The sequence below is a fragment of the Burkholderia sp. AU32262 genome (assembly GCF_020419985.1).
GTDB classification, from domain to species: Bacteria; Pseudomonadota; Gammaproteobacteria; order Burkholderiales; family Burkholderiaceae; genus Burkholderia; species Burkholderia semiarida.
In genome coordinates this window covers 104195-127567 of sequence record NZ_JAIZRS010000023.1, presented here as the reverse complement: position 1 = coordinate 127567, position 23373 = coordinate 104195, and the positions used below count along the sequence as shown (strand labels likewise).

General features: G+C 71.4%; 11 protein-coding genes. 10 read left to right on the top strand and 1 reads right to left on the bottom strand.

Annotation, left to right across the window (positions count from 1 at the left end):
- Positions 1–281: 281 nt before the first annotated feature.
- The 10 genes from LGN10_RS25315 (at position 282) to asnB (ending at position 9525) form a co-directional block, all read left to right on the top strand.
- Positions 282–494 carry a hypothetical protein gene (locus LGN10_RS25315; RefSeq protein WP_006480857.1) on the top strand — a complete coding sequence of 71 codons (213 nt, stop codon included), beginning with the start codon at positions 282–284 and terminating at the stop codon, positions 492–494.
- 124 nt (positions 495–618) lie between these two features.
- Positions 619–1095, top strand: a complete 477-nt coding sequence (locus LGN10_RS25310) for a hypothetical protein (protein WP_059640002.1) — start codon at positions 619–621, stop codon at positions 1093–1095.
- Positions 1096–1149: 54 nt separating this feature from the next.
- Positions 1150–2034 carry a type III secretion system inner membrane ring lipoprotein SctJ gene (gene sctJ / locus LGN10_RS25305; protein WP_059584709.1) on the top strand — a complete coding sequence of 295 codons (885 nt, stop codon included), beginning with the start codon at positions 1150–1152 and terminating at the stop codon, positions 2032–2034.
- Positions 2031–2777, top strand: coding sequence for a SctK family type III secretion system sorting platform protein (locus tag LGN10_RS25300; protein WP_226225378.1), 747 nt, complete (start codon positions 2031–2033; stop codon positions 2775–2777). Before sctJ ends, LGN10_RS25300 begins: the two co-directional genes overlap by 4 nt.
- On the top strand, positions 2759–3388 hold the full coding sequence (gene sctL / locus LGN10_RS25295; RefSeq protein ID WP_059639764.1) for a type III secretion system stator protein SctL: 630 nt from the start codon (positions 2759–2761) through the stop codon (positions 3386–3388). The genes LGN10_RS25300 and sctL overlap by 19 nt, the downstream gene beginning before the upstream one ends.
- Positions 3385–4761 (top strand): type III secretion system ATPase SctN, encoded by a 1377-nt coding sequence (gene sctN, locus LGN10_RS25290; RefSeq protein ID WP_059584714.1) that lies wholly within the window; start codon positions 3385–3387, stop codon positions 4759–4761. Before sctL ends, sctN begins: the two co-directional genes overlap by 4 nt.
- A complete protein-coding gene (locus tag LGN10_RS25285) occupies positions 4754–5440 on the top strand; it encodes a hypothetical protein (protein WP_226225376.1) in 687 nt (228 codons plus the stop codon). The genes sctN and LGN10_RS25285 overlap by 8 nt, the downstream gene beginning before the upstream one ends.
- A complete protein-coding gene (sctT, locus tag LGN10_RS25280) occupies positions 5434–6243 on the top strand; it encodes a type III secretion system export apparatus subunit SctT (protein ID WP_059584718.1) in 810 nt (269 codons plus the stop codon). Before LGN10_RS25285 ends, sctT begins: the two co-directional genes overlap by 7 nt.
- 16 nt (positions 6244–6259) lie before the next feature.
- Positions 6260–7291, top strand: coding sequence for an EscU/YscU/HrcU family type III secretion system export apparatus switch protein (locus LGN10_RS25275; protein ID WP_060310650.1), 1032 nt, complete (start codon positions 6260–6262; stop codon positions 7289–7291).
- 266 nt (positions 7292–7557) lie between these two features.
- The gene (gene asnB / locus LGN10_RS25270) at positions 7558–9525 is read left to right on the top strand and encodes an asparagine synthase (glutamine-hydrolyzing) (protein ID WP_226225374.1); all 1968 of its coding nucleotides are present in this window, start codon (positions 7558–7560) and stop codon (positions 9523–9525) included.
- A gap of 61 nt (positions 9526–9586) precedes the next feature.
- Here the strand turns inward: asnB and LGN10_RS25265 are convergent, their stop codons facing one another.
- On the bottom strand, positions 9587–23125 hold the full coding sequence (locus LGN10_RS25265; protein ID WP_226225372.1) for an LWXIA domain-containing protein: 13539 nt from the start codon (positions 23123–23125) through the stop codon (positions 9587–9589).
- Positions 23126–23373 lie beyond the last annotated feature (248 nt).

Here is a 23373-nt window from a genome sequence, read left to right as displayed (position 1 = left end):
GAGCAGGCAAGCGCGCCGCCCGTGGCGCCGCTCGCGAGCGGCGCGGCGGCCGGCGTCGCGCGGCCGGTGCCAGGGCCGACGCTGCTGCCGGGCGAGCCGGCGGCCGGTGTCGGGGTATCGGCGAAGGAGGCGGCGCATTAGCGTCGCGACGAATCAGGCGCAGCGCGTTTCGCGATGCGCGCATCACGCGACACGTCGCATGCATGCGGCGCGTCACGTCGCCGGCGGGGCATGGGGCCGCCGCCGGAATGTGGAGTGTGGTTCACGTAAAGGAGCGAAGCATGGGTACCTCGGCAGCAGGTGGTGTGACGAACACGGGCGACGTGCAGAAGCAGGCCGACGACCTGACCAAGACGCAGCTCGAACTGACGAAGATCAATTTCCAGGTTCAGCAATCGACTGCGACGTTCGAAACCAGCAACGCAGTGACCGCGCAGGAGGGGACGGCGAACGCCCAGGTTGCGCAACACCTGAGTTCCGCCGGCCGCGCGTGACGCCGGTCGCCGGCCGGGCCGCGCGACGCCGCGTGCCGGAGCCGCCCACGACGGGCGCCCGGCGTGGCGTGTGCGCGTGCCGGCCGGCCCGTTTCCGGCTCTGCCGGTCAAGGAGGACACGATCATGTCGGTAACAGGCGTAGGCGCGGCGCCGCCGGGCGCAGCCGCGCTCGCGGGCGCCGCGCAGCAAACGGGCGCGACGTCCGATCCGGCGCAGGTGCGCCAGTTCGATGCGCTGATGCAGCCGGGCGCGTCGCCGGCCGCTGCGCCGTCTTCGTCGGGCGTCGCGATGTCGCGCGCGCCGGCGGATGCGGCGCCGGCCGTGCAGATGACGCCCGCGCAGGCGAACCCGTCGTCGCTCGTCGAGCGGTTGCGCACGTACGGCAACGATCTCGATTCGCGGTACGCGAACATCGACAAGCATCGCACCGAGATGCTGACGTCGATGGCGGACAGCCGCAGCGACCCGCTGATGACGATGGTGAAGGCGATGGATTTCCAGTGGACGGCAACCACCACGATTTCGGAATACCAGTTGAGCCTGTCGGTTGCGCAGGCTGCGAACGGCTTCACGCACACGGTGCTGAAGACGCAGGAGTGAAAGCGCGTGCGGGCCGGAGGATACGGCCTCATGCGCTCTGAACCGGACAAACGGATGACGACGATCGATTCGACGCCGCGCACGCATGCGTGGCGCAGCCGGGCGGCGCGCGCGCTGCTCGCGGGGCTGCTCGTGCTGTTGGCCGGGTGCCAGAAGGAGCTGTACTCGGGCCTGTCGGAGCGCGACGCGAACCAGATGATCGCGGTGCTCGGCGACGCGGGCATCAGCGCGTCGAAGGACAACGACGCGCGCGATACGTCGGACCGCAACGCGTGGCTCGTGAGCGTCGCGGACGGCGACATGCAGGCGGCGCTCACGGTGCTGCACGCGAACGGGCTGCCGAAGCCGAGCTATGCGAGCCTCGGCGAGCTGTTCCAGAAGCAGGGCCTCGTGTCGACGCCGGCCGAGGAGCGCGTGCGCTACCTGTACGGCGTGTCGCAGGACCTGTCGCGCACGCTGCAGGACATCGAGGGCGTGGTGGTCGCGCGCGTGCAGGTCGTGATTCCGGAGAACGATCCGCTCGCCGACAAGATCAAGCCGTCGTCGGCGGCGGTGTACATCCGTTACCGGCCGGGCGTCGACCTGCGCGCGATGGCGCCGATGGTCAAGGATCTGGTCGCGCACAGCATCGAAGGGCTGCAGTACGACAACGTGTCGCTGTTCCTGCAGCCGGCCGCGGCGCGCGCGACGCGCGTGGACGGGATCGGCGGCGCGGTGTCGGACATCCTGCGGCTGCGCTCGCCGCTCGGCTGGCTCGTGTTCGCGCTGATCCTGCTGACCTGCGCGGTGATCGCGCTGTCGGCCGCCCGGCGCGGGATGTTCGGCGCGCGGCTTGCGGGCCTGCTCGGCGCGCCGCGCGGCGCGAACGGCGGCGGGGCGGCCGCGCAGCAGGCGGGCGGCGGGCTGCGTACGCCGGACGGCGCGCGCGACGGCGCATGAGCGATCCGCGCGCGCTGCCGCCGGGCGAAGCGGCCGCGTTCCACGCGGCGCCGCTGCCGTGGCTGCACCCGCTTGCGCCGCCGCCTGCCGCGCGTGCCGCCGCGTTTCATGCGCTCGTGTGCGACTTCAACCTGCGGCCCGATCGCTATCTGCACGTGACCCGCGTGCCGGCCGAGTGGCCCGCGCGCTACCGTTCGCCGGATGCGTTCGGCGCGGCCGGCCGCAAGCTGCTGGCGCGGCACCTGCTCGCGCTGAACGGCGTGGCCGACCGGCACGACTTCGACGTGGCGAATCCGTGCGCGCGGCTCGCGCTGCTGCCGGGCGCGGCGCTCGAGCAACTGGCCGCGTATGCGGGGCTGCTGCTGCATCGTGCGTGGCTGCGCGACGCGCTGGCCGGGCGGCGCATCCGCGCGGAAGTGGCGGCGCGGCTCGGCGGCGATGCGCTCGAACTCGCGCTCGAACGCGCGCCGGAATTCGGCGCGCTCGCCGAAACGCTCGAACCGTGGCGCGCCGATCCCGCCGCGCTGCCGGTCGTGATTCGCGCGCGCGGCGGGCGCTTGCTCGCGGATTTCATTGGCGTGGCCGGCGACGCGGTCGCGCGGCGCGTGCGCCTGAAATTCAACCGCGCGATCGACGACGAAGCGCCGTACTGGCTGAACCGCGCGCAGCGCGATCAATTCGGCGAACTGATGTTCCTGTTTCTGATTCCCGAGAGGCTTGCGTCATGGGACTGGCTTTTCTGATCACGAGCGACAACCTGCAGCTGCTGTCGGAGCGCAAGGTGCTCAAGGAGCGCGAATACGCGGCGCTGCTCGACGCGTCCGCGGTGATCGCGACCGCGCATGAAGAGGCCGCGCGCATCGTCGCCGACGCACAGCGCGAATTCGACAAGCGCCAGGCGGCCGGCTACGACGAAGGCATGCGCCGCGCGCAGCGCGAGCAGGCCGCGCAGGCGTACACGCAGGCGCTCGCGGCCACGCGCACGATGGAGACGATGAAGGATGCGATGGCCGAGATCGTCGTGAAGGCCGTGCGCGCGATCGTCGGCGAGATGAGCACGCAGAAGCTGTACGAGGCCGCGCTCGCGCGGATCGCGCCGCTCGTGCGCGACGAGGCGTTCCTGATCGTGCGCGTCGCGCCCGGGCGCACGGACGAGATGCGCGACGCGCTCGACGGCGCGTTCGCGGGGCAGTCGAACCGGCAGAAGATCCGCATCGTCGAGGACGCGCAGCTCGAACGCCACGCGTGCACGGTCGAGACGCCGTCCGGGCGCATCGACGCGAGCCTCGACCTGCAGATCGACGCGTTGCGCCAGGCGATCCGCCGCGACGCGCTGAAGGGCGCCGCGCGATGAACGCGCCGCTCGACGATCGGCAAACGTTCGGCGACGACGACGGCGCGCCGTTCGATCGCGGCCGCCTCGTCGGCGAGCTCGACGCGGGGCTCGCGTTCTTCTCGCCGGTATCGGTGCAGGGCCGCGTCAATCATGCGGTCGGGCAGATATTGAATGCGACGGGCATCCGCGCGCGGCTCGGCGAGATCTGCGAATTGCGCACGCCGAACCAGCCGACGCTGCTTGCCGAGGTGGTCGGCTTCTCGCGCCAGACGACGCTGCTCACGCCGCTCGGCGACGTGGCCGGGCTGTCGCCGGAGACGACCGTCGTGCCGTCCGGGCGCGAGCATGTGTTTCCGGTGGGCGAGGGGCTGTTCGGCCGCGTGCTCGACGGGCTCGGCCGGCCGCTCGACGATCGCGGGCCGGTGACGGGCGCCGCGTGGGTTTCGACGCAGCAGGACCCGCCGAACCCGCTCGCGCGCAAGATGATCGACACGCCGTTTGCGACCGGCGTGCGCGTGATCGACGGCCTGATGACGCTCGGCGTCGGGCAGCGCGTGGGCATCTTCGCGCCTTCGGGCGTCGGCAAGAGCACGCTGCTCGGGATGATCGCGCGCGGCGCGCAGGCCGACGTGAACGTGATCGCGCTGGTGGGCGAACGCGGCCGCGAGGTGCGCGAATTCATCGAGCACAGCCTGTCGCCCGAGGTGCGCGCGCGTTCGATCGTCGTCGTGTCGACGTCAGACCGCCCCGCGATGGAGCGCGTGAAATCCGCGCTGGTCGCGACCGCGATCGCCGAGCACTTCCGCGATGCGGGCAAGCGCGTGCTGTTGCTGGTCGATTCGCTGACGCGCTTCGCACGCGCGCAGCGCGAGGTCGGCCTCGCGAGCGGCGAGCCGCCGACGCGGCGCAGCTTCCCGCCGTCGACGTTCGCGGTATTGCCGCGCCTGCTCGAACGCGCGGGGCAGGGCGCGCACGGGTCGATCACCGCGCTCTACACGGTGCTCGTCGAAGGCGACGAGGAATCGGACCCGATCGCCGAGGAGGTGCGCTCGATCCTCGACGGCCATATCGTGCTGTCGCGCAAGATCGCGCTCGCGAACCGCTATCCGGCGATCGACGTGCTCGCGAGCCTGTCGCGCGTAATGCCGCTCGTCGCGAGCCGTGCGCACCAGCATGCGGCCGCGCGCGTGCGCGAGCTGATCGCGAAGTACCAGGAGATCGAGCTGCTCGTGCAGATCGGCGAGTATCGCGAAGGCAGCGACCGGCTCGGCGATCTCGCGCTGCGCGCGCGCGACGCGATCGGCGCGTTCTGCGCGCAGGCGTCGGACGAGGACGTGCGCTTCGACGCGCTGCTCGCGAAGCTGACGAAGCTGGCGAACGATCATGTCTGAAGCCGACGACCGCCTCGTGCTCGCGACGCTCGCCCGCCTGAAGCGCGTACGCGAGATGCGCAGCCAGATCGCGCGCGTCGCGGCCGCGCGCCAGCAGGGCATCGCCGCGCAGAGCCGGCGGGCGCTCGCGGCCGCGCAGGCGCAGCTCGCGCAGCAGGTCGCCGCGAAGGCCGCGATCCAGACGCGGCTGGCCGGCGACGTGCGTGAAGCGCGCGTATTGCAGGACGCGGCGGCCGATACGCGCACGTTCGACCGGCATATCGGCAACGCGAACGCGTCGGTGAGCGAGGCCGCGCACGTGCACCGCGGCCACGAAGCGACGCTCGCCGACCTGCAGCGCGCCGCGCGCAAGGCGAAGGCCGCCGAGGACAAGCTGGAGAAGGCCGGCGAGAAGGCGCTGCACGCGCGCGCCGCGCGGGTCGAGCGCGACGCCGACGACGTCGCGGACGGCTACGCGGTGCGGCGCTTCGCGACGGGCGGCACCTGGGTGGCCGGCGCGGGCGACGCGGCAGGTCATGCGTCCACGCCGCCGGCGGCCGCGGCCGCGTTCGATGCGGCCATGACCGAAACGGAGGCGGGCGCCGACATCGCCGCTGAAACCGTGCTGTCCGACGTGCCCGAGGTGCCTGACGCGGCTGGCGATCCCGCCCCGCCCGCCGCCGCGGAGCGCCGATGCTAGACCAGGCCGCGGGTTTCAACGACGTCGCCGGCATGCTGCGGCCGCTGCTCTACGTGATGCCGCGCCTGTTGCCGATCATGCTGGTCGTGCCGGTATTCAACGAGCAGATCATCACGGGCCTCGTGCGCAACGGAATCGCGGTCGTGATCGCCGCGTTCGTCGCGCCGGCGATCGATGCCGCGCAGGTGGCCGCGCTGCCGTTCCTGATGTGGTGCCTGCTGGTCGCGAAGGAGGCGATGGTCGGCATGCTGCTCGCCGGCGCGTTCAGCGCGGTGTTGTTCGCGATCCAGGGCGTCGGCTACCTGATCGACTTCCAGACCGGCAGCGGCAGCGCCGCGTTCTTCGACCCGATGGGCGGGCACGAGGGCGGACCGACCTCGGGATTCCTGAATTTCGTCGCGATCGCGCTGTTCGTCACGGCGGGCGGGCTGCAGGTGCTCGTGCAACTGTTCGCGCAGTCGTACGCATGGTGGCCGATCGGCTCGCTCGGCCCCGATTTCTCGTCGATGCTGCAGACCTTCATCGTGCGGCAGACCGACACGATCTTCGAATGGATGGTGAAGCTCGCCGCGCCGGTCACGATCGTGCTGGTGCTCGTCGAGCTCGGCATCGGCCTGGTCGGGCGCGCGGTGCCGCAGCTCAACGTCTTCGTGTTCTCGCAGCCGCTGAAAAGCGCGCTCGCGATGCTGATGATGATCCTGTTCCTGCCGGTGGTGTACGCGTCGCTGCACGCGCTGCTGAGCCCCGACAGCGGGCTGGTGGCGCTGCTGCGCGCGCTGTTCGCCGCGCACGGCGGCGGCTGAGCGCGCGGGAGCCGCGATGGCCGAAAAGGACCAGAAGCCGACCGCGAAGCGCCTGCGTGAGGCGCGCGAGAAAGGCGACGTGCCGAAGAGCGCGGAAACGGTGTCGTCGGCGTTCTTCGTCGGCGTGTGCGTGGCGCTCGCGGTGGGCATCGGTTCGCTGTTCGCGCGCTTGCAGGCGCTGTTCCGGCTCGTATTCGACGCGGTCGGCGCGGCCGACCCCGCCGCGCGGCTCGCGGTGCTGATCGACGGCGCCGCGCGCGACTGGGCCACGCAGTCCGCGCAGATCGTCGCGGCCGGGCTGCTGGCGGGGCTGCTCGCGGGCTTCGTGCAGGTGGGCGGCGTGATGGCGTGGAGCCGCCTCGTGCCGCAACTGTCGCGGCTCAACCCGGCCGAGGGGATGAAGAACCTGTGGTCGCTGCGCAACCTCGTCAACCTCGCGAAGATGCTGCTGAAGACGGCGCTGCTCGTCGCGACGCTCGGCTGGCTGATCGTCGAATCGCTCGATCCGTCCGTGCAGTCGGGCTTCACGCGGCCGGTCTCGATCCTCGCGCTGATCGTGAAGCTGCTGATGCTGCTGTTCGGCTGGGCCGCGCTGATCTATATCGTGATGGCGCTGATCGACATCGTGCACCAGCGGCACGAGTTCAACCAGAAAATGAAGATGTCGATCGACGAAGTGCGGCGCGAGCACAAGGAGGACGAAGGCGATCCGCACATCCAGGCGAAGCGCCGCCAGCTCGCGCGCGAAGTGCAGTTCGCGTCGCTGCCCGACCGGATCGGCTATGCGTCGGTGGTCGTCTATTCGCCGCGCGTCGCGGTCGCGCTCTATTACGGCGGGATGGGCTCGCTGCCGTGGGTGCTCGCGCGCGGCGAGGGCGACGCGGCCGAGCGGATCGTGCGGCTGGCCCGCGACGCGCTGCGCCCGACGCTCGCGAACGTCGGGCTCGCGCAGGCGCTGTACGAGACGACGCCCGAGAACGGCACGATCCAGCCGCAGCATTTCCGCGAGGTCGCGCAGTTGCTGAAATGGGCGACCGGCGCCGCGTGACGTGGCGTGGCGGCGTCGCATCGGCATGCGGCCCCCTTTTTTTGTCCGCCACGTTTGCCGGCCCACTCATCCGATTCGATATGGCCCCGTTGCGCGGCCATCCGCATGCGGCACTTGACGTCCATTTTTTTCCGGACGCCGCCGACATTCACTGGTGAATTATTGCTGATTTATTTCTTCGTAATATGGCTCGACCGTCACGCCCGACGGCGGCCGCGAGGTCGTGCCGTCCGTGACGGAACAGGTCAACAGGGGCGGACAAATCAATGTGCGGAATCGACGGCTTTCTGAATAGCGTCGCCTTCGATGAGGAGACAGCGCGCGGCACGCTCGCGCGAATGACGGCGAGCCTTGCGCACCGCGGGCCCGACGGACAGGGGATCTGGGTCGATCCGGAGGCCGGCATCGCGCTCGGCCACCGGCGGCTCGCGATCGTGGACCTGTCGGTGCACGGCCGGCAGCCGATGGCTTCCGCGTGCGGCCGCTACGTTCTCGTCTTCAACGGCGAAATCTACAACCATCGCGAACTGCGCGCCGAGCTCGAGCGCGCGGGGCGCGCACCGGCGTGGCGCGGCCACTCCGACAGCGAGGTGCTGATCGCGGCGATCGTCGCGTGGGGCGTCGAGGCCGCGTTGCGCCGGGCGACCGGCATGTTCGCGTTCGCGCTGTGGAACAGCGCGTCGCGGGTGCTGACGCTCGCGCGCGACCGGATCGGCGAAAAGCCGCTCTACTACGGGCGGATCGGCGACGCGCTCGTGTTCGCGTCCGAGCTGAAGGCGCTGCGCGGCTATCCGGGCTTCGACGGCGCGATCGATCGCGACGCGCTGTGCCTGTACCTGCGCCAGTCGAGCGTGCCCGCGCCTTACACGATCTATCGCGGCATCCGCAAGCTGCCGCCCGGCACGTACGTCCAGTTCGAACATGCGCGCGACACGCCGCGCCTGCGCACCTACTGGGCGCTCGAACAGGCGATCGAGGCGGGCCGCGCGCAGCCGTTCGAGGGCAGCGCCGACGAAGCCGTCGACCAGCTCGACACGGTCCTGCGCCAGGCCGTCGCGCGGCAGATGGAAGCCGACGTGCCGCTCGGCGCGTTCCTGTCGGGCGGCATCGATTCGTCGACGATCGTCGCGTTGATGCAGGCGCAATCGGCGACGCCGGTCGACACGTTTACGATCGGCTTTCACGAGGCCGGCTACGACGAGGCCGGCTACGCGAAGGCGGTCGCGCGCCATCTCGGCACGCGCCATACCGAGCTTTACGTGACCGCCGACCATGCGCTCGGCGTCGTGCCGAAGCTGCCGTCGATCTACGACGAGCCGTTCTCCGACGCGTCGCAGATCCCGACCTTTCTCGTCTCCGAACTGACGCGCCGGCACGTGAAGGTGAGCCTGTCCGGCGACGGCGGCGACGAATTGTTCGGCGGCTACACGCGCTATTTCCTGACGCCGCGCCTGTGGCGCAAGCTGCATCGCGTGCCGGCCGCCGTGCGCGCGCGGATCGCCGCCGCGCTGCACGCGTTGCGGCCCGATCACGCGGACCAGCTCGCGGCCGTCGCGCAGGGCGCGTGGGGCGGCGTGGAGGCGCGCGAATCGTCGTCGCGCATCGGCGATCGGCTGCACAAGCTCGGCCATGTGATGACGGCCGAGAGCCGCATCGGGCTGTACCGGTTGCTGATGTCGTCGGTGCATCATCCGGAGCGCATCGCGCTGTCGGGGCAGGAGCCGCCGACGCCGCTCGACACGGTGTCCGCGTGGCCCGCGCACCTGAGCTTCGCCGAGCAGGCGATGGCGATCGACACGCTCACGTACCTGCCGACCGACATCCTCGCGAAGGTCGATCGCGCGGCGATGGCCGTGAGCCTCGAGACGCGCATGCCGTTCCTCGATCATCACGTCGTCGAATTCGCGTGGCGCGTGCCGGCGTCGGTGCGCTTGCCCGAAGGGCAGTCGAAGGCGCTGCTGCGCCGGCTGCTCGACCGCTACGTGCCGGCCGCGCTGATCGACCGGCCGAAGCAGGGCTTCTGCGCGCCGGTCGACCACTGGCTGCGCGGCGCGCTGCGCGACTGGGCCGACGCGCTGCTGCGGCCGTCGCGCTTGCGCGAGGAAGGCTTCTTCGATGCGGCGGCGGTCGAGCGGCTGTGGCGCCAGCACCAGACGGGCCGGATGAACTGGCAGCATCAGCTGTGGACGGTGCTGATGTTCCAGGCGTGGCTGGAACATCAGCGGGCGGCGTGATGTCGCGTGATGCGGGGTGCCGCGCGCGACCGGCGCGCGCGGCGCGGCCCGCGCGCCGGGATCAGCCCACGATCAGCGGCGTGCCGACCGACAGGCGGTTCGGATCGCCTGACACCGACGGATTGAGCTGCAGGATCTCGTTGAGCGCGAGCCTGTCCTGCTCGCCGCGCGTCATCGCCTGCTGATCGGCGCGCGACACGTGCGCGGCGTCGAGCAGCGACTGGCGATGCCGGTCGGCGACGACCCACAGCGAATCGCCGGCGACGACGATGTAGGGCTGCGGCGACCCGGACGGCTGCGCGGTCGACGGCGTGGCGCTGGCCGACGGCGAAGCCGGCGCGGCAGGCGGCGTACCGGGTGATGCGCTCGCCGAAGCGCTTGGCGTCGCGCTCGCCGAAGGACTGGCCGAAGCGCTCGGCGACGCGCTCGCCGACGCACCGGGCGCGAGATTCGATTGCGACGAATTCGACTGATTCGACTGATTCGACGAACCGGACCCCGAGCCGAAGAACGTCGTCCACAGCCCTTCGATCAGCTTGTACGCGAACGCGCCGACCGGAATCAGCACGACGGCCGTCGGGATCTTGTTGATCAGCGGCGTCGCGTTCGGGAAATGCGTGTTCAGACGCCCGCCGAGCAGCAGCGCGGTGGACACGCCGGTCGCGATCGCGAGGTCGTAATGGCCGCCGCTCCACTGCACGCCGGTGCCGAGGCCGCCGTACGCGACGGCCATGAAGTCGCTCGCCGAATCGGTAAAGCGCACGATGCGGCTGCGCTTGTCGGCATTCACGCGGTGCGCGCCGATCGTATAGACGAGGCCCGCATACGTGGCGCCGAACGCGCCGCTCGCGATGGCGGCCGACCCGTAGGCGAGATCGAACGCCCCGTGCGCGTGCACGACGCCGCTGATGCCGACCGCGAGCGTCGCGGTCGACGTGATCGCGGCGCCCGCGCGGCCCGCGATCCCGAACAGGTGACGCGGGTTGCCGGTATGGAGCTGCTGCAGCGACGTGCCGCCGACGGTGCCCTGCATCTGCGCGAGCACGTCCGCGGCGAGCGCCTTGATGTGGGTGGTCGCGTCGTCGAAGCTCATCAGCCCGACGCGGTTCAGTTCGACATACTGCGCGGCCAGCGTCCGCGCTTCGTTCGAGATCTGTTCGAGCTGGGCGCGCCGGTTCTGGCCATAATCGTGCGCGCCCGAGCGCAACTGCCGCGACAGCGTCACTTCGAGCCGCGTGAGCACCGCCTGCGCGGCCTTCGGATCGCCGGCCTGCAGGCTGCGCACCGCACCCTGGTGCATGACCTGGAACACGCGGCCCAGACGCGAGCCCAGCAGGAACGACGACGTCGCGCTGCCCAGCATGTCCTGCCGCAGCACGTGCGTCGCGCCGAGCGTATCGGCGATCACGAGCGCGCCCGCGCCGGTGACGAGCGAGCTGAAGCCGATCGACTTCCACAGCTCCGCCTTGCGGAACGACGGCCGATGCACGCGCAGCGCGTTGATCTGCGCGAGCGCCTGCAGCTCCTCGATCATCTTGGCCTGTTTCGGGTTCGCCGCGATCTGCCGGCCGACGCTGATCGGCTTCGACGGATCGTTCTTCAGCGCTTCGCGCTCGACCACCGATTGCCAGTACGCGCGACTGTCGGGCAGCGGCCCCGCGGGATCGGCGGTCGACACCACGGTGCCGCGCGCCGGCGCGCGGCTGCCGGTTTCCGCAAGCCAGCGTTCGCCGAAGCGGCGCGCGAGCTTTTCGGTGCGCGTGGCGGGCGGATGATCGGCCGACGCCCACTGCGTCATCGCATGCTCGATGGTCGCCTTGCGCGCCTGGTTGACGAGCGCGGTCGTGTTGCGTTCGTACAGTTCGCCGCGCAGCGTCGCGAGCGCGTCGTCGGACAGGCCTTTCGACTTGCCGATGCGCGCGATTTCCGCGAACAGCACCTGCTGCTGGTTCGCGAACGTCTCGGGGCTCACCGGTTCGAATACGCGCGTGAGCGCATCGGCGCCGTGCAGCCGCGCGAACTTGCCGTGACGGTCGGTCTGGTAATAGTCGACGATCCGTTCCGCCAGCGCCCGCGTCAGGTCCTGGTTCGCGATGAAGTCGGCGCCGTGCGTGCCGTACGACAGCCCCACGTGCAGCCAGTCGATCGCCTTGCGGTCGAGCAGCGCATCGAGCAGCTCGACGTGGCCAGCGCCCGGCACCGGTTCGAGCACGGCGTCCCACCCGTGAAAGCTCAGCATCACGTTCGGCGCGGGCTCGCCGGCATGATCGTGCGACCACGTCTCGAACGACGTCATGAGCCGCGTGTATTCGGCGTAGCTGTCGTTGGTGCCGGCGATCGTGCGGCGGTCGTCCGCGGAGACGAGCGGGCGGCCCGACGCCGCTTCGAGACGAAGCTGGAAGCCATGGCGCGACGCCGCGGTGAGCCATTTGTGCAGATGCGCGATGTCGTCGAGCTCGAGCGTGCGCGTGGTGCCGTCCGGCGCCTCGCGCGTGATCGTCGCGTCGGCCTCGTTGTAGCGCGCGCCGATCGGAGAGCCGAACTGGCGGGCGCGCCGGATGAACGCCGGATCGTGCTTGCCGCCGCGCGCGGCCGCGAGCGTGTGCGGATCGACCGGAATCGACACCACCGGCATCGCGCCGCCGTATTGCTCGACGTAGCGCACCGCGAGCGCGGGATCGTCGCGCAGGTTGAACGCGCGCGCCATCGGCGCGACGCGGTCCTGGATCTCGGCCGGCGCGCGCACGAACGCCTGGATCGCGCGCTTGTCGATCATGCGTGCCGCGCTGTGGCGCGTGGCGTACGCCTGCATCCACTTCACGAACCGGTTGTGATCGCCGCCGGGATCGGCCACCGGCCCGCGCGACGGCATGCTCGACACCTCGCGCGCGAGACCGATGGGGATGCCGAGCGCTTTCAGCATCGGTGCGTCGGCCAGGATCGTCTGCGGTTCGTCGGTCAGCGCGAGACCGCCGGCATCGGGCAGGTGCCTGCGCGCGGCGAGCGCCTTCACGCGGTCGACCGTCGGGAACCAGTCGGCCACCTTGGCGGCGCCGTAGCGCATCACCCATTCCGCGACCGTGCTCGAACCGAGGCTCGGCTGGTAGGGCCGCAGCGTCAGCGGCTTGGCCGCCGGCGTTTTCGGCGGCTTGGGCGCGGCCGGCGTGTTCGACGCGTTCGACGCATTCGCGGCGCGGCGGTTGCGCCGGCGGCCCTTGCCGCGCAGCGCATTGCGCACCCGGCTGGCGGGGCCGGTGGGGCCGGTCGCGCCGCCCGCCGGCTGCGCGGCCTGCCGTGCGGCTTGCTGGGCGGCGGCGAGGTCGGCCTGCGCGGCTTTCACGCGATCGATCTGGCCGGCGATCTGCGTGCGGATCCAGCGCGTCGCGAGGTCGAACTTCTGCGGTAGCGCATCGAAATACGACTTCTCGTCGAGCAACTGCGTGAGCCGTTGCGCGAGCGCGGCTTTCTGCGTGGCGGTCGCGCGCGGGTCGAACGCATCGGGCGCGAGCGTCGACAGCAGGAAGTGCTGGTTCGCGCCGAACGGGCCGCGCCCGAGCGGCATCTCGTCGAGCGGGCGGCCCGCGTCCGGCCGGTCGCGCAATTGCTCGGCGTCGTCGTACCAGCGCGCGTTGCCGTCGTGGATCGCGATGATGCCGCGGCGCGTGTGCAGCGATTCGGCAACCGGATGATCGGTCTCGTACACGTACACGTAGTGATCGCCGCGAAGAGCCTTCAGCTCCAGCGCGCGCATCAGGTGCAGCGTGTTCGCGCCGCTGAAGTCGATCGCGAGCTGCTCGCTGTCCGGTACGAGCTTCGGCGGCAGGAACGGACTGTCGGCGCCCTCGATCTCCGCGATCTTGCGGCGCACGCCGGGATCGGCTTTCGCGAGGCCGCGCTGCACGCGCGTGCCGAGTTTCTGCATCGGCGGCTTCTCGTCGCCGAGCGCCTTGCGCATCTCCGCCGGCGCGAAGCCGCCGTAGCGCTCGACCGTGTCGTGCGCGACGTCCGTCACGACGAATCGCACGCCGCGCCGGCCGCCGGACAGGTTGCGCGCGCGCCGGCGGAACGCGGCGCCGAGATCGCGCGGCGCGATCGTCGCGTCGCCGAGCGAGGTCGATTCGTGATACGTCCAGTCGTGCGCGGCGTTGCGCGTCGCGTAGCCGAGCACCGTGCCGGTTTCCTTGTCGATCGCGTAAAGCGTCGCGCCGTCGCCGGCCGCTTTCGCCGCCTGTTTCGGCCGGCGAAAGCGCGGCGCGTCGGCGAGCGACTTCAGCGTCGTGACGACGTTCGCGTCGGGCGTCGCGCCCGCCTGTTCGGCTTCCCACGCGCGCCCGTCGCTGCGCGCGGTGATCCGCGCGGCGCCGCCGTACTCGCGCAGTTCCGCGAGCGACACGGGCGACACGTAGAAATCGACGTCCGCGCGTTCCGCTTGGCCGTTGTCCTTCAGCGCGCGATAGACCGCGTCGCGGATCGGCACGGCCGGATCGGCGGACGCCTTGTCGACGAACGTACCGTTCTCGTCGGTGCGCATGCTCGCGACGAACTTCGGCTGCGCGTGGCGCGCGTCGATGGAGGCCTCCGGCCGCGGTTCGTGCTCCGCGATCAGCACGTGCGCATTCGTGCCGAACGCATCCTTCATCTGCTGGAGCGACGCGAGCTGCGAACCGTCGATGCGGATCAGGTCGCGCTTGCCGTGCGACGCGAGGTGATCGAGCGCATGCTGGCGGCTTGCGGCGTCCGCCGTCGCCGCGGGCACGGGCGCGTTCGACGCCGGCTGCGGCGCGGGCGCCGGCATCTCGCGCGGCATGCCGAGCGCCTGCATCGCGTCGGCCTGGCTCGCGTAGTACGCGCGATAGGTCGCGTGGCCCGGCACGGACGGCGCGGCGTCGCCGAATGCGGCCGCGAGCCGGCGCAGCCCGGCTTCGTCGCCGGGCAGCACGTGGTCGGCTTCGCGTGCGATCGCGTCGGGCAGGCGGGCGTCCCGCGCGATGTCGATGCCGCCATCGTCGAGGATTTCGCGGCGCACCGCGAACGCGTTCGCCTGCGCGCGCGCCTCGGCCATCAGCGCGCTGTCGGTCAGCGCCTCCGGCGACGAGCGGTCGAGCGCGAGGCGGCGCGTGATCGTCTCGACCGCGTGCTGCGCTTCGTGCGCGAGCGTGTAGACGAGCGTGCCGCTGCCGTGGAACTGCCCGTCGAGCACGATCCGCTGCTTCGCGGTATCGATCCGGCTGCCGCGCCCGGGCCGGCCCACCACGATTTTCCAGCCGGCCTCGCCGGCCAGCGCGACCTGCTGGCGCAACAGGCTCGAGCGGTCGATCAGCGCATGGGCGGCCTTGGGCAGCGGCGCGCCGCCGAAGCGCATGCGCACGCGCGTGATGACGGACGGCTTCTGCACGAACGCGTCGGGCGGCAGGTGTTCGGTGATGCCGGGATGCGCGAGCTCGATCGCACCGCGCGCGATGCCGTCCTCGAGCGTCGCGCGCAGCGCGCCGATCTCGCGGACGATGCCTTCGACGTTCAGCTTCGGCGCATCGGTCATGACCGTCGACGGGTCGCTCAGGTAGAAGTCGCCGTGCGCGTCGAACACGCCTTCGAAGTCGTAGTACAGGCGGTGCCGCGCGGTGACGTCGCGCGCGCGCTCGAGCTGCGCGAATGCGTCGCGGGTGACGCGCGCCGGCAGCACGCCGGCCATCACGTCGTGGCTGCTCAGCGACGCGAACGGCGCGTACATCACGGCCACGCGATCGAATGCCGAGAACGGGCCGCCGACCGTGAGCGTGCGCAGCCCGTGCGCGCGCAGCGCCGCGAGGCCTTCCTGTTCGAGGCGGATCGATTCGATGTGGTCGAGAATCGCGCGATTGTCCGTGCCTTCGTAGAGGCCGATCGCATTGCGGCGACCCAGTTCGAACACGGTCTTCTCGATGCCGGCGCCGGTCGCCGCGCCGGTGAAGCGCTCGACCGGCACGCGCGCGGCCGGATCGCCGCTCACGTGGACGCCGTTGCCGTCCACGTCGAGCGCGCCCAGCTCCGGGCGCTGGTGCGGCGCCGGATCGTAGCGCAGCCATGCGTTCGTGTGGCCGAGCCGCGCCTCGGCGCCGAACCCGACCGCGATCGTCGGCGGTGCGTAGACGGGGCGCTGCCAGACGTTCGCGAGCCATGCGGCGGCGTCGCGGCCGTTGCGTGCAGACAGAATCACCGACGAGCCGGGCAGGCCGAGCACCGAGCGGTGCGCGAGCGTGACCTCGACCGGCGTGTAGGGCCGGCCGTCCGGATCGACGAGGCGGCCTTGCGCATCGGTGACGCCATGCACGATCACGATGCGGCCGTCGCGGTCGTACGACAGCGGGCCCGAGCGGTCGAGCGTCAGCGCGTCGACGCCGGCGACCGGCTTGCCGTCGAACGGCGATGCCTTCACCGGACGTGCGCGCGACCATGCCGTTTCTTCGGCGAGCGTCGCGGCCGTGTCGCGCGGCGCCGGCATCGTGACGCCGGTGCGCCGCGCGGCCTGCGCATGGCGCCGATACAGCTCGCCGTAGGTCACGCCGCCGTCGAGCGACGTCGGGCTGTGCTCGAACGCGTCGGCGAGGCGCGCGAGCGACGCGGCGTCGCCGGCCCGCGCGCGGCCGTATTCGTTGGCGATCGCCTCGGGCAGGGCGACGTGGCGGCCGATGTCGACGCCGAGGTTCGCGCGGATCTCGTCGCGCACCGCGAATGCATTGACCTGCGCGCGCGCCTCGGCGAGCAGCGCGCTGCGCACGTAGCGCTGCGTCGAGCCGTAGTCGAGCCCAAGCGTGCCGGTCGCGGCCTCGAGCGCATGGCGGGCTTCGTGCGCGAGCACGTAGACCATCGATCCGGCCGACTGCAGGCCGCCATCGATCGTGACGCGCCGCCGCCGCGTGTCGATCTTGCTGCCGCCGCCGGGCTTGCCGCGCACGACCTTCCAGCCTGCGTCGGCGCCGAGCCGAAGCTGCTGCGACAGCAGGCTCGACGCGTCGATCAGCCGGTACGCTTCCTTCGGCAGCGGCGCGCCGCCGAAGCGCATCCGCACGCGCGTGATGACCGACGGCTTCTGCACGAACGCATCGGGCGGCGGCGTTTCCGCCAGCCGCGGATGCGCGAGTTCGATGTTGCCGCGCTCGAGGCCTTGCGTCAGCGCGCGCTCGATCACCGCGAGCCGCTCCAGCGCGGCGAAGTGCTCGCTCGCGCCCATGCCGATCGCACCGGGATCGCTCAGCAGGAAATCGCCGCCGCGCGTGAAGAGGCCTTGCAGATCGAAGCCGATGCCCGTGCGTTCGACGATGTCGCGAATCCGCTGGATGTGCTCCAGCGCCGCGCGCGACACCACGCGCGGCAGCGCGCCCGTCTCGAAGCCGAAGCTGTGGAACACGCCGAGCGGCCGGTACAGCACGGCGACGCGGTTCAGCGCGGAGAACGGCCCATCCATCGTCACGGTCTTCAGGCCGTACGAGGCGAGATCGTCGAGTGCGATGCTCTCGTCGATCGCCGCCTCGATCTGACGCGCTTCCGACGTATGCGGGCCGGTGTCGTACACCGCGAGCGCGGCATCGTGGCCGAGCGCGAACACGGTTTTCTCGGCGCCGGCGCCGAGCAGTTCGCCGACGTGACGCTCGACGTCGATCCGCGCGGCCGGATTGCCTTCGACGTGCACGCCTTCGGCATCGGCCGCGAGCGGCCCGAGATCGTGCGGCGCCGCGGGCGCCGGGTCGTAGCGGCGAAACACGCCGGTGTCGAGCAGCGCCGCGCGTTCGCCGACCGCGTGCGGGGGCGGCGCATATACCGGCCGCTGCCACAGATTCGCGAGCCCGGCGGCCGCCGCGTCGCCACCGTGCTTCGCGGACAGCACGATCGAATAGCCGTCCTTGACCAGGAACGACGGCGCCTGGTCGAGCGCGTATTCATGCACGCCGGCCGGCCGCCCGCCCGAGAGCAGCGTGCCGTCCGCCAGCGTATCGGCGTGCAGCATCAGCACGCCCTGGTCCTGCAGCATCGTGAAGTGGCGGCTGCGTGCCGCCTGCAGGTCGGCCACCGCCGGCACGGGCCCGTCGCCGAACGGCGACGCATATTCGGCATGCGCGCGGCTCCATGCCACGCGTTCGTCGAAGCCGCGCACGCCGAGCGGCGCGCCGCCGGTCTCGTGCGTCTGCGGCGCGGGCATCCGGCGCGGGATGCCGCCGCGGCGCTTCTGGCGCGACCAGACGTCGTCGTAGAAGTCGCGGTAGGTCTCGCCGTCGCGGCCCGACACGGGCGCATCGGCGAATGCGTCGACGAGGCGTCCGACCGTGCCCGCATAGTCGTGCGACGGCGCGCGCCACGCGGCGCCTTCGCGCTCGATCGCATCGGGCAGGCGCACGTGCGCGGCAATGTCGCCGCCGCCCGCGAGCTCGATTTCGTAGCGTGCCTCGAACGCGTTGATCTGCGCGCGGGCCTCGGCTTCGAGCGCCTTGCGCGTGAAGCGGCTGCGGTTGCCGTAGTCGAGATTCAGCACGCCGGCCATCGCCTCGACCGCATGGCGCGCCTCGTGCGCGAGCGTGTACGTGATGCTGCCCGGATGCTGGAGCGCGCCGTCGATCGTCACGCGGCGCTTGCGCGGGTCGATGCGGCTGCCGCCGCCGCGCTTGCCGAGCGTCACGCGCCAGCCGGCGTCCTGCAGCATGCGCAGTTGCGTGGCGAGCGTGCCCGACTGCATCGCGAGCGCCTGCGCGGCTTCGGGCAGCGCCGCGCCGCCGAAGCGCATCTGCATCCGCGTGACCCAGCCCGGCTTCGATGCGCCGTGATCGGGCGGGGCCGTCTCGGTCGTTTCGGGGTGCGCGGCGGCGAGGCCGACGTCGTCGTTCGCCGCGGTGCGACGTTCGCCGCCCGCCGGCGCGCGGGCGGCCTGGCCGTGCGCGTCGTCGAGCGCGCGTGCGCCGCGGTCGGCCGCGGTCGTGTCGCGTTGCGCCATTCGCTCGGGCGCGCCGGCGCGTTCCGGCTGGACGAGCACGAGCACGCGGTTCGGCGCGCTGAACACGCCGTCGAGCGCATGGACCGGCTCGGGCGGCGCGGCCGTCCGCGGCATCGCCGGTTCGTTCGGGCCGCGCTTGCCGGCCAGCACGATCACCGTGTCGTCGGCGGCCGCGCGGGGCGACGTGGGCGGCGCTTCGTCGGGCGCGATGCCGTCCGGCAGGCCGGCTTCAGGGGCCGCGGCCGTCTCCGGCGCGGGATCGAAGCGCAGCACGCGCGCGCCCGCGCGCAGTTGGCCGTCCGCACCGAATGCGTCGGGCGCGGCCGCATAGACGGGCTTCTGCCAGCGGTTCGCGAGCTCGGGTGCGAGCGCCGCGTCGTGTTCGCCGGCGACGACGATCACCGGTTCCTGGAGATCCTGCGGGCGCGGCGACGATGGCCGTGCCCCGGGCGCGTCGGGTGTCGCGCCGCTGCGCACCACGTAGACCGTGCGATCGCCGAGCTCCATCGGCTCGGCGCGCGGCCCGCGCGGTACGGCGATGCCGGCCGGATCGGACGTCGCCGCGCGCGTGACGGGCGCGTCCTCCGTCAGATCGACGACCTTCGCGTTGACGCGCGGCGGCGCGCCGTCCGGCTTCGCGCGCGTGCCCGGGCCGGCCGGCTCGTCGGCCGCGACCGGCCGCCAGCGCATCGATTGCGTATCGGCGCTGCGCCGGTTGGCGCTCGCGGTCGTGCTGCGTTCGGCATCGGTCTGGTCGCGCTGCTGCTGCACGCGGGCGCGTTCCTCGCTGGTGCGTCGCGTGCTGCGCGCATCGGCGGACACGCTCGCGGCTTCGCCTTCGGCCGCCGTCTGCGCGAGGCGGCGCGGCGCCTGCGCGCCGGCGGCCGTCTGCCGGTAGGCGTCGCTCGCCTGGTCGAGCACGTGTTGCAGCACGTCGAGCGGCGTCTTCGCGACGATCTTCGGCGTCACGCTCATCTCGCCGTCGGGGCCGAACGACATGCGCTCGCCGGTGCCCGTCACGTCGTCGACGCGCGTACCGTTGGTCCATGCCTTCGGCGACACCGATACCACGGACAGCGTGCCGTCTTCGCCGAGCACCACCGATTTGCCCGGCGGCAGGCGTTTCGCGGATGCGCGGTCGAGCACGCGAATCGGCGTGTTGTCGTAGGTGAGCACCTTGTCGCCCACGCGCAGCGTGCCGTCCGGCGACACCTTGACGGCTTCGCCGTCGAGCGTCACGCGCGTGCGGCCGGCCGCGAGCGACGACGCGTCGCCGCTGTCGAGTATCCGGCCGATCATCTGGCTGTCGACGGCGACGGTCTTGCCGTCGGCCCCGCGAATCGGCACCGGCCGGCCGGTGCGCGTGCGCACCGACGTCACCGCGCGTTCCTTGAGGCCGCCGGCCGCCATCAGCGCGACGTTGGTGATCCCGGACTTGAGCTGCTCGCCGGCCGCCTTCTTGTCGCCCGTGACGAAATAGTCGTAGCCGGCTTCGCCGAACGCCTCGAGCGCACCGCCCACGCCCGTCACGACCGCAGTGGTCCGCGCGCCGGTGGCGAGCACCGACGCGACCTTCGGCGTGCGCGTGAGCGTCGTGACCGCGCGCGTGAACAGCTTGCTGCCGGCGAGCTTCGCGGCGCCCGCCGCGCCCATCGGCACGAGATTGATGAAGTCGGCCCGTGCGCCCGGGTCGGTAAACGGATTGAGGCTGCGCCCGTGGTCGGCGCGGTTGGCCAGATCGAGGCCGGCGCTCGTCATCGTCGCGCCGATCGCCGTGTACATCATCCCCGCGCCGAGGATGTTCAGCGGCACGCCGACGATCGCGCCGATGCCGGTGCCGTCGAGCAGCGTGCCGAGGCCTTCGAGCGCCATCCCGCCGACCATCATGCCGATGTTCAGGCCGGTGCTGGTCAGCGTGTTCAGAAAACTGTCGAAGCCGCTTTCGTGATGCGCGGCCTTCGACACGAGCTGCAGCGTGCCGTCCGCGTTGTGGCCGGTCGCGATGTCGACCGTGCCGTCCGTCGACAGCTCGTTGTTGTCGATGTAGTCGTTGATGTCGTCGTAGTTGCTCGCCGTCTCGTCGACGTACTGCGTGCCGTCCTTGCCGCTGACCTTGAACAGCGCGCTGGTGGTCATGCCGGCCTCCTTGGCGGCGTAGACCATCGGCAACACGCTGACCTGCGTCGTCGCGCCGCCGCCGATCTCCAGCAGCTTGTCGCGCACGCTGTTGATCGTCTTCAGCTTTTCCTTGTCGGTGTAGCGCGCGACGTCGTCCTTCGTCGGCGATACGGGGTCCGAACCGTCGCCCGACGCCGCATCGTTCCGGACGTCCGGCTGCATGCCGAGCGCGACGCCGATCAGGTTGCGCTGTTCGTCGTCGGTCAGCTTGCCGAACGCGATCGTGCCGCCGTTGTTGGTGCTCGCGCTGGCCGCGTCGAGCAGCGAGTTCGACAATTCGCCGCGATGTGCTTCGTAGAAATCGTGCAGCGCCTTCTTGTAGTCGTTCTCCTCGTCCGAGCCGGGCGCCGCGTAGCGCAGCCGTTCGTCGAGGCCGGCGTCGAACCGGTCCATCAGCACCTGCTGATGCGACGTCTCGCTCAGCAGCTGCAGGCGCTGCACCGCGTTGTCGGCCTGCGTGACGGCCGCCTTCGCCTTGTCGAGCTGGTCCTGATACAGGTTCGGGCGCGGCGCCGACGGCGCCGGGATCATGTCGTCGCCCGCGACGGCGCGAAAACGCATGGGCGGCGGATTCGCGGCGGCCCAGTCGTCGTACTGCTTCTGTACCGACTCGAGCGTGCTCTTCGCCTGCGTCTGCTTGATGCGCGCCTGCGACAGCGCGAGCTGGGTCGCGCGCTCGTTGACCGAATCCGACATCCGGCTGTCGGCCGCGCGGATCGCGCCCGCGACGGTCTGCATGCGCTTCACGTCGAGCATCGTCGGGCCCGCCTGCGCGGCGGACGGGCCCGACGATTGCGGCAGCAGGAACGGGCGGTCGAGCAGCGGCGACGCGGGCAGCGACGAGGCGCCGTTGGACCCCGGCAACGTCGGCGAGGCCAGCGGCGACGCGCTCGGCAGCGACGGCGTGCCGGTGGGGGCGGCCGACGCGGCCGTCGACAACGACGACGCGGGCAGGCCCGGCAGGCCGTTCGCGGTCGACAGCGACGGCGTCAGCAGCGGCGACTGGAGCGCGGGTTTCGTGAATGTCGATTGCGCGTTCACCCGCGCCTTGATCTGCGACGCCTGATCGTCGTACTGCTGCGCGAGCGTCGCGCCGTACGCGACGACGAAGCCGTCGTGCGCGATGCTCGCCTGCTGCTTCGCCTGATCGAGCTTCGCATACGCATCGCCGAGGTCCAGATCGACCTGCGGATCCTTGATCATCGCGTGCGGATTGTCCTTGTGCCACGCGTTGGATGCGTCCAGTTTCTTCGTATAGTCGGCCTGCAGCGTGTCGACCTGCCGCTGCGCCGACAGCATCTGCAGATAGCCGCCGCTCGTGTTCGCGGCCGTCTGCGCGCGGGCGAGCGCGGTCTTCGCGTTCGACACCTCGTTCGGGACGATCACCGTCGGCCCTTCCTTGCCGCTGGCCGAATCGTAGCGCTGCTGCGCGTTCGTGAGCGCCAGGCTGTCGTTGGCCGCGCCGTACGCGGCGTTCGCATAGTTCGCATCTTTCGCGGCGGCCGTGACGGCCTGCTGCGCGGCATCCTGCGAAGCGGGGGCGTCGGGCATCGTGACGCGCAGCTCCAGCGGCTGCAGCGCGTCGTTCAACCGCCCGACGCCCGCATCGAGCGCGGCCTTGTAGTCCGGATCGGCGAGGTACGACTGGAACTGCGTATATGCGAGGTTGGAATTCGCGACGTCCGCGAAGTATTTCGACGCGCCCACGGCCGCCTTCGCGCTCGCGGTCTGCCAATCGTCGTAGAGCCGGATCTGCAGCGGATTCTTGCAGTCGCCCGGCTGCGGTACCCAGTTCGGATCGTTCGCATGGCCGGGGAAGGCGGCCAGCAGCGTCTTGAACTGCTGGTCGGCCGCGTGCTGCGCGTCGCCGGGGTCCGTCACCTTGCCGGAGTCGTCGATCTTCATTCCGGCCGGCATGTCGGCGTTCGCCTGTTCGCCGTACAGGATCATGTAGCCGGCGTCGGTCGTCACGTTCAGCTCGCGCTGCGCGGTGTCGGCCGCCGTGCGCGCCTTCGCGTAGTCGGCCTGCGCGGTCTTGCGGTCGTCGGCCGTCGACTCGGGATCGCGGTTGACCAGATGCAGCACGTTCTGCGCGCCCTGTAGCGTCTGCGACGCGTTGTCGTACTTCGTCTGCGCGTCCTGGATCGCTTTCTGCACCGCGCGCGTCTTGTCGTTCTCGACGGTGATGTCGGGCGGCGGCGCCGTATATTGCGCGGCCATGTTCTGGATCAGCGACGTCGCGGACTGGATCTCGGCGTTGGTCGGCTTCGACGGATCGGTGGCCAGCGATGCGGTGACGGGAATCGGCGGGGCGGCGCTCGGGTTCGCGGGCCCGGCCGCCGGATCGTCCTTCTTCGGCGGCGGAGGCGGCGGGGGCGGCGGCGCCACGACCGGATTCAGCGTTTCCGACAGGAAGCGCTGCCAGTTCACACCCAGTCCCAATCCGTCGATCAACAGCATGCTCGTCTCCGTTGAGCCGCGCGACGCGCGGCACGCGCGGCGCCCTGCACGCCGCGACGTGATCGTTCGAGTGTACGGACGCACCCGGCAGCGGGAACACCGCAGTTTCGTAGCGGCAGGAAGCGGCCGGCGCCTGGGCGCCGCGCGGGCTACGAGGTCGACTACGAGGTGGACTACGAGGCCGGCCCGGCGTGCGGCCGCCATGCCGCGCACCGTCGTTCGGACCCCTGAAAGCGGCGCGGGTGCGA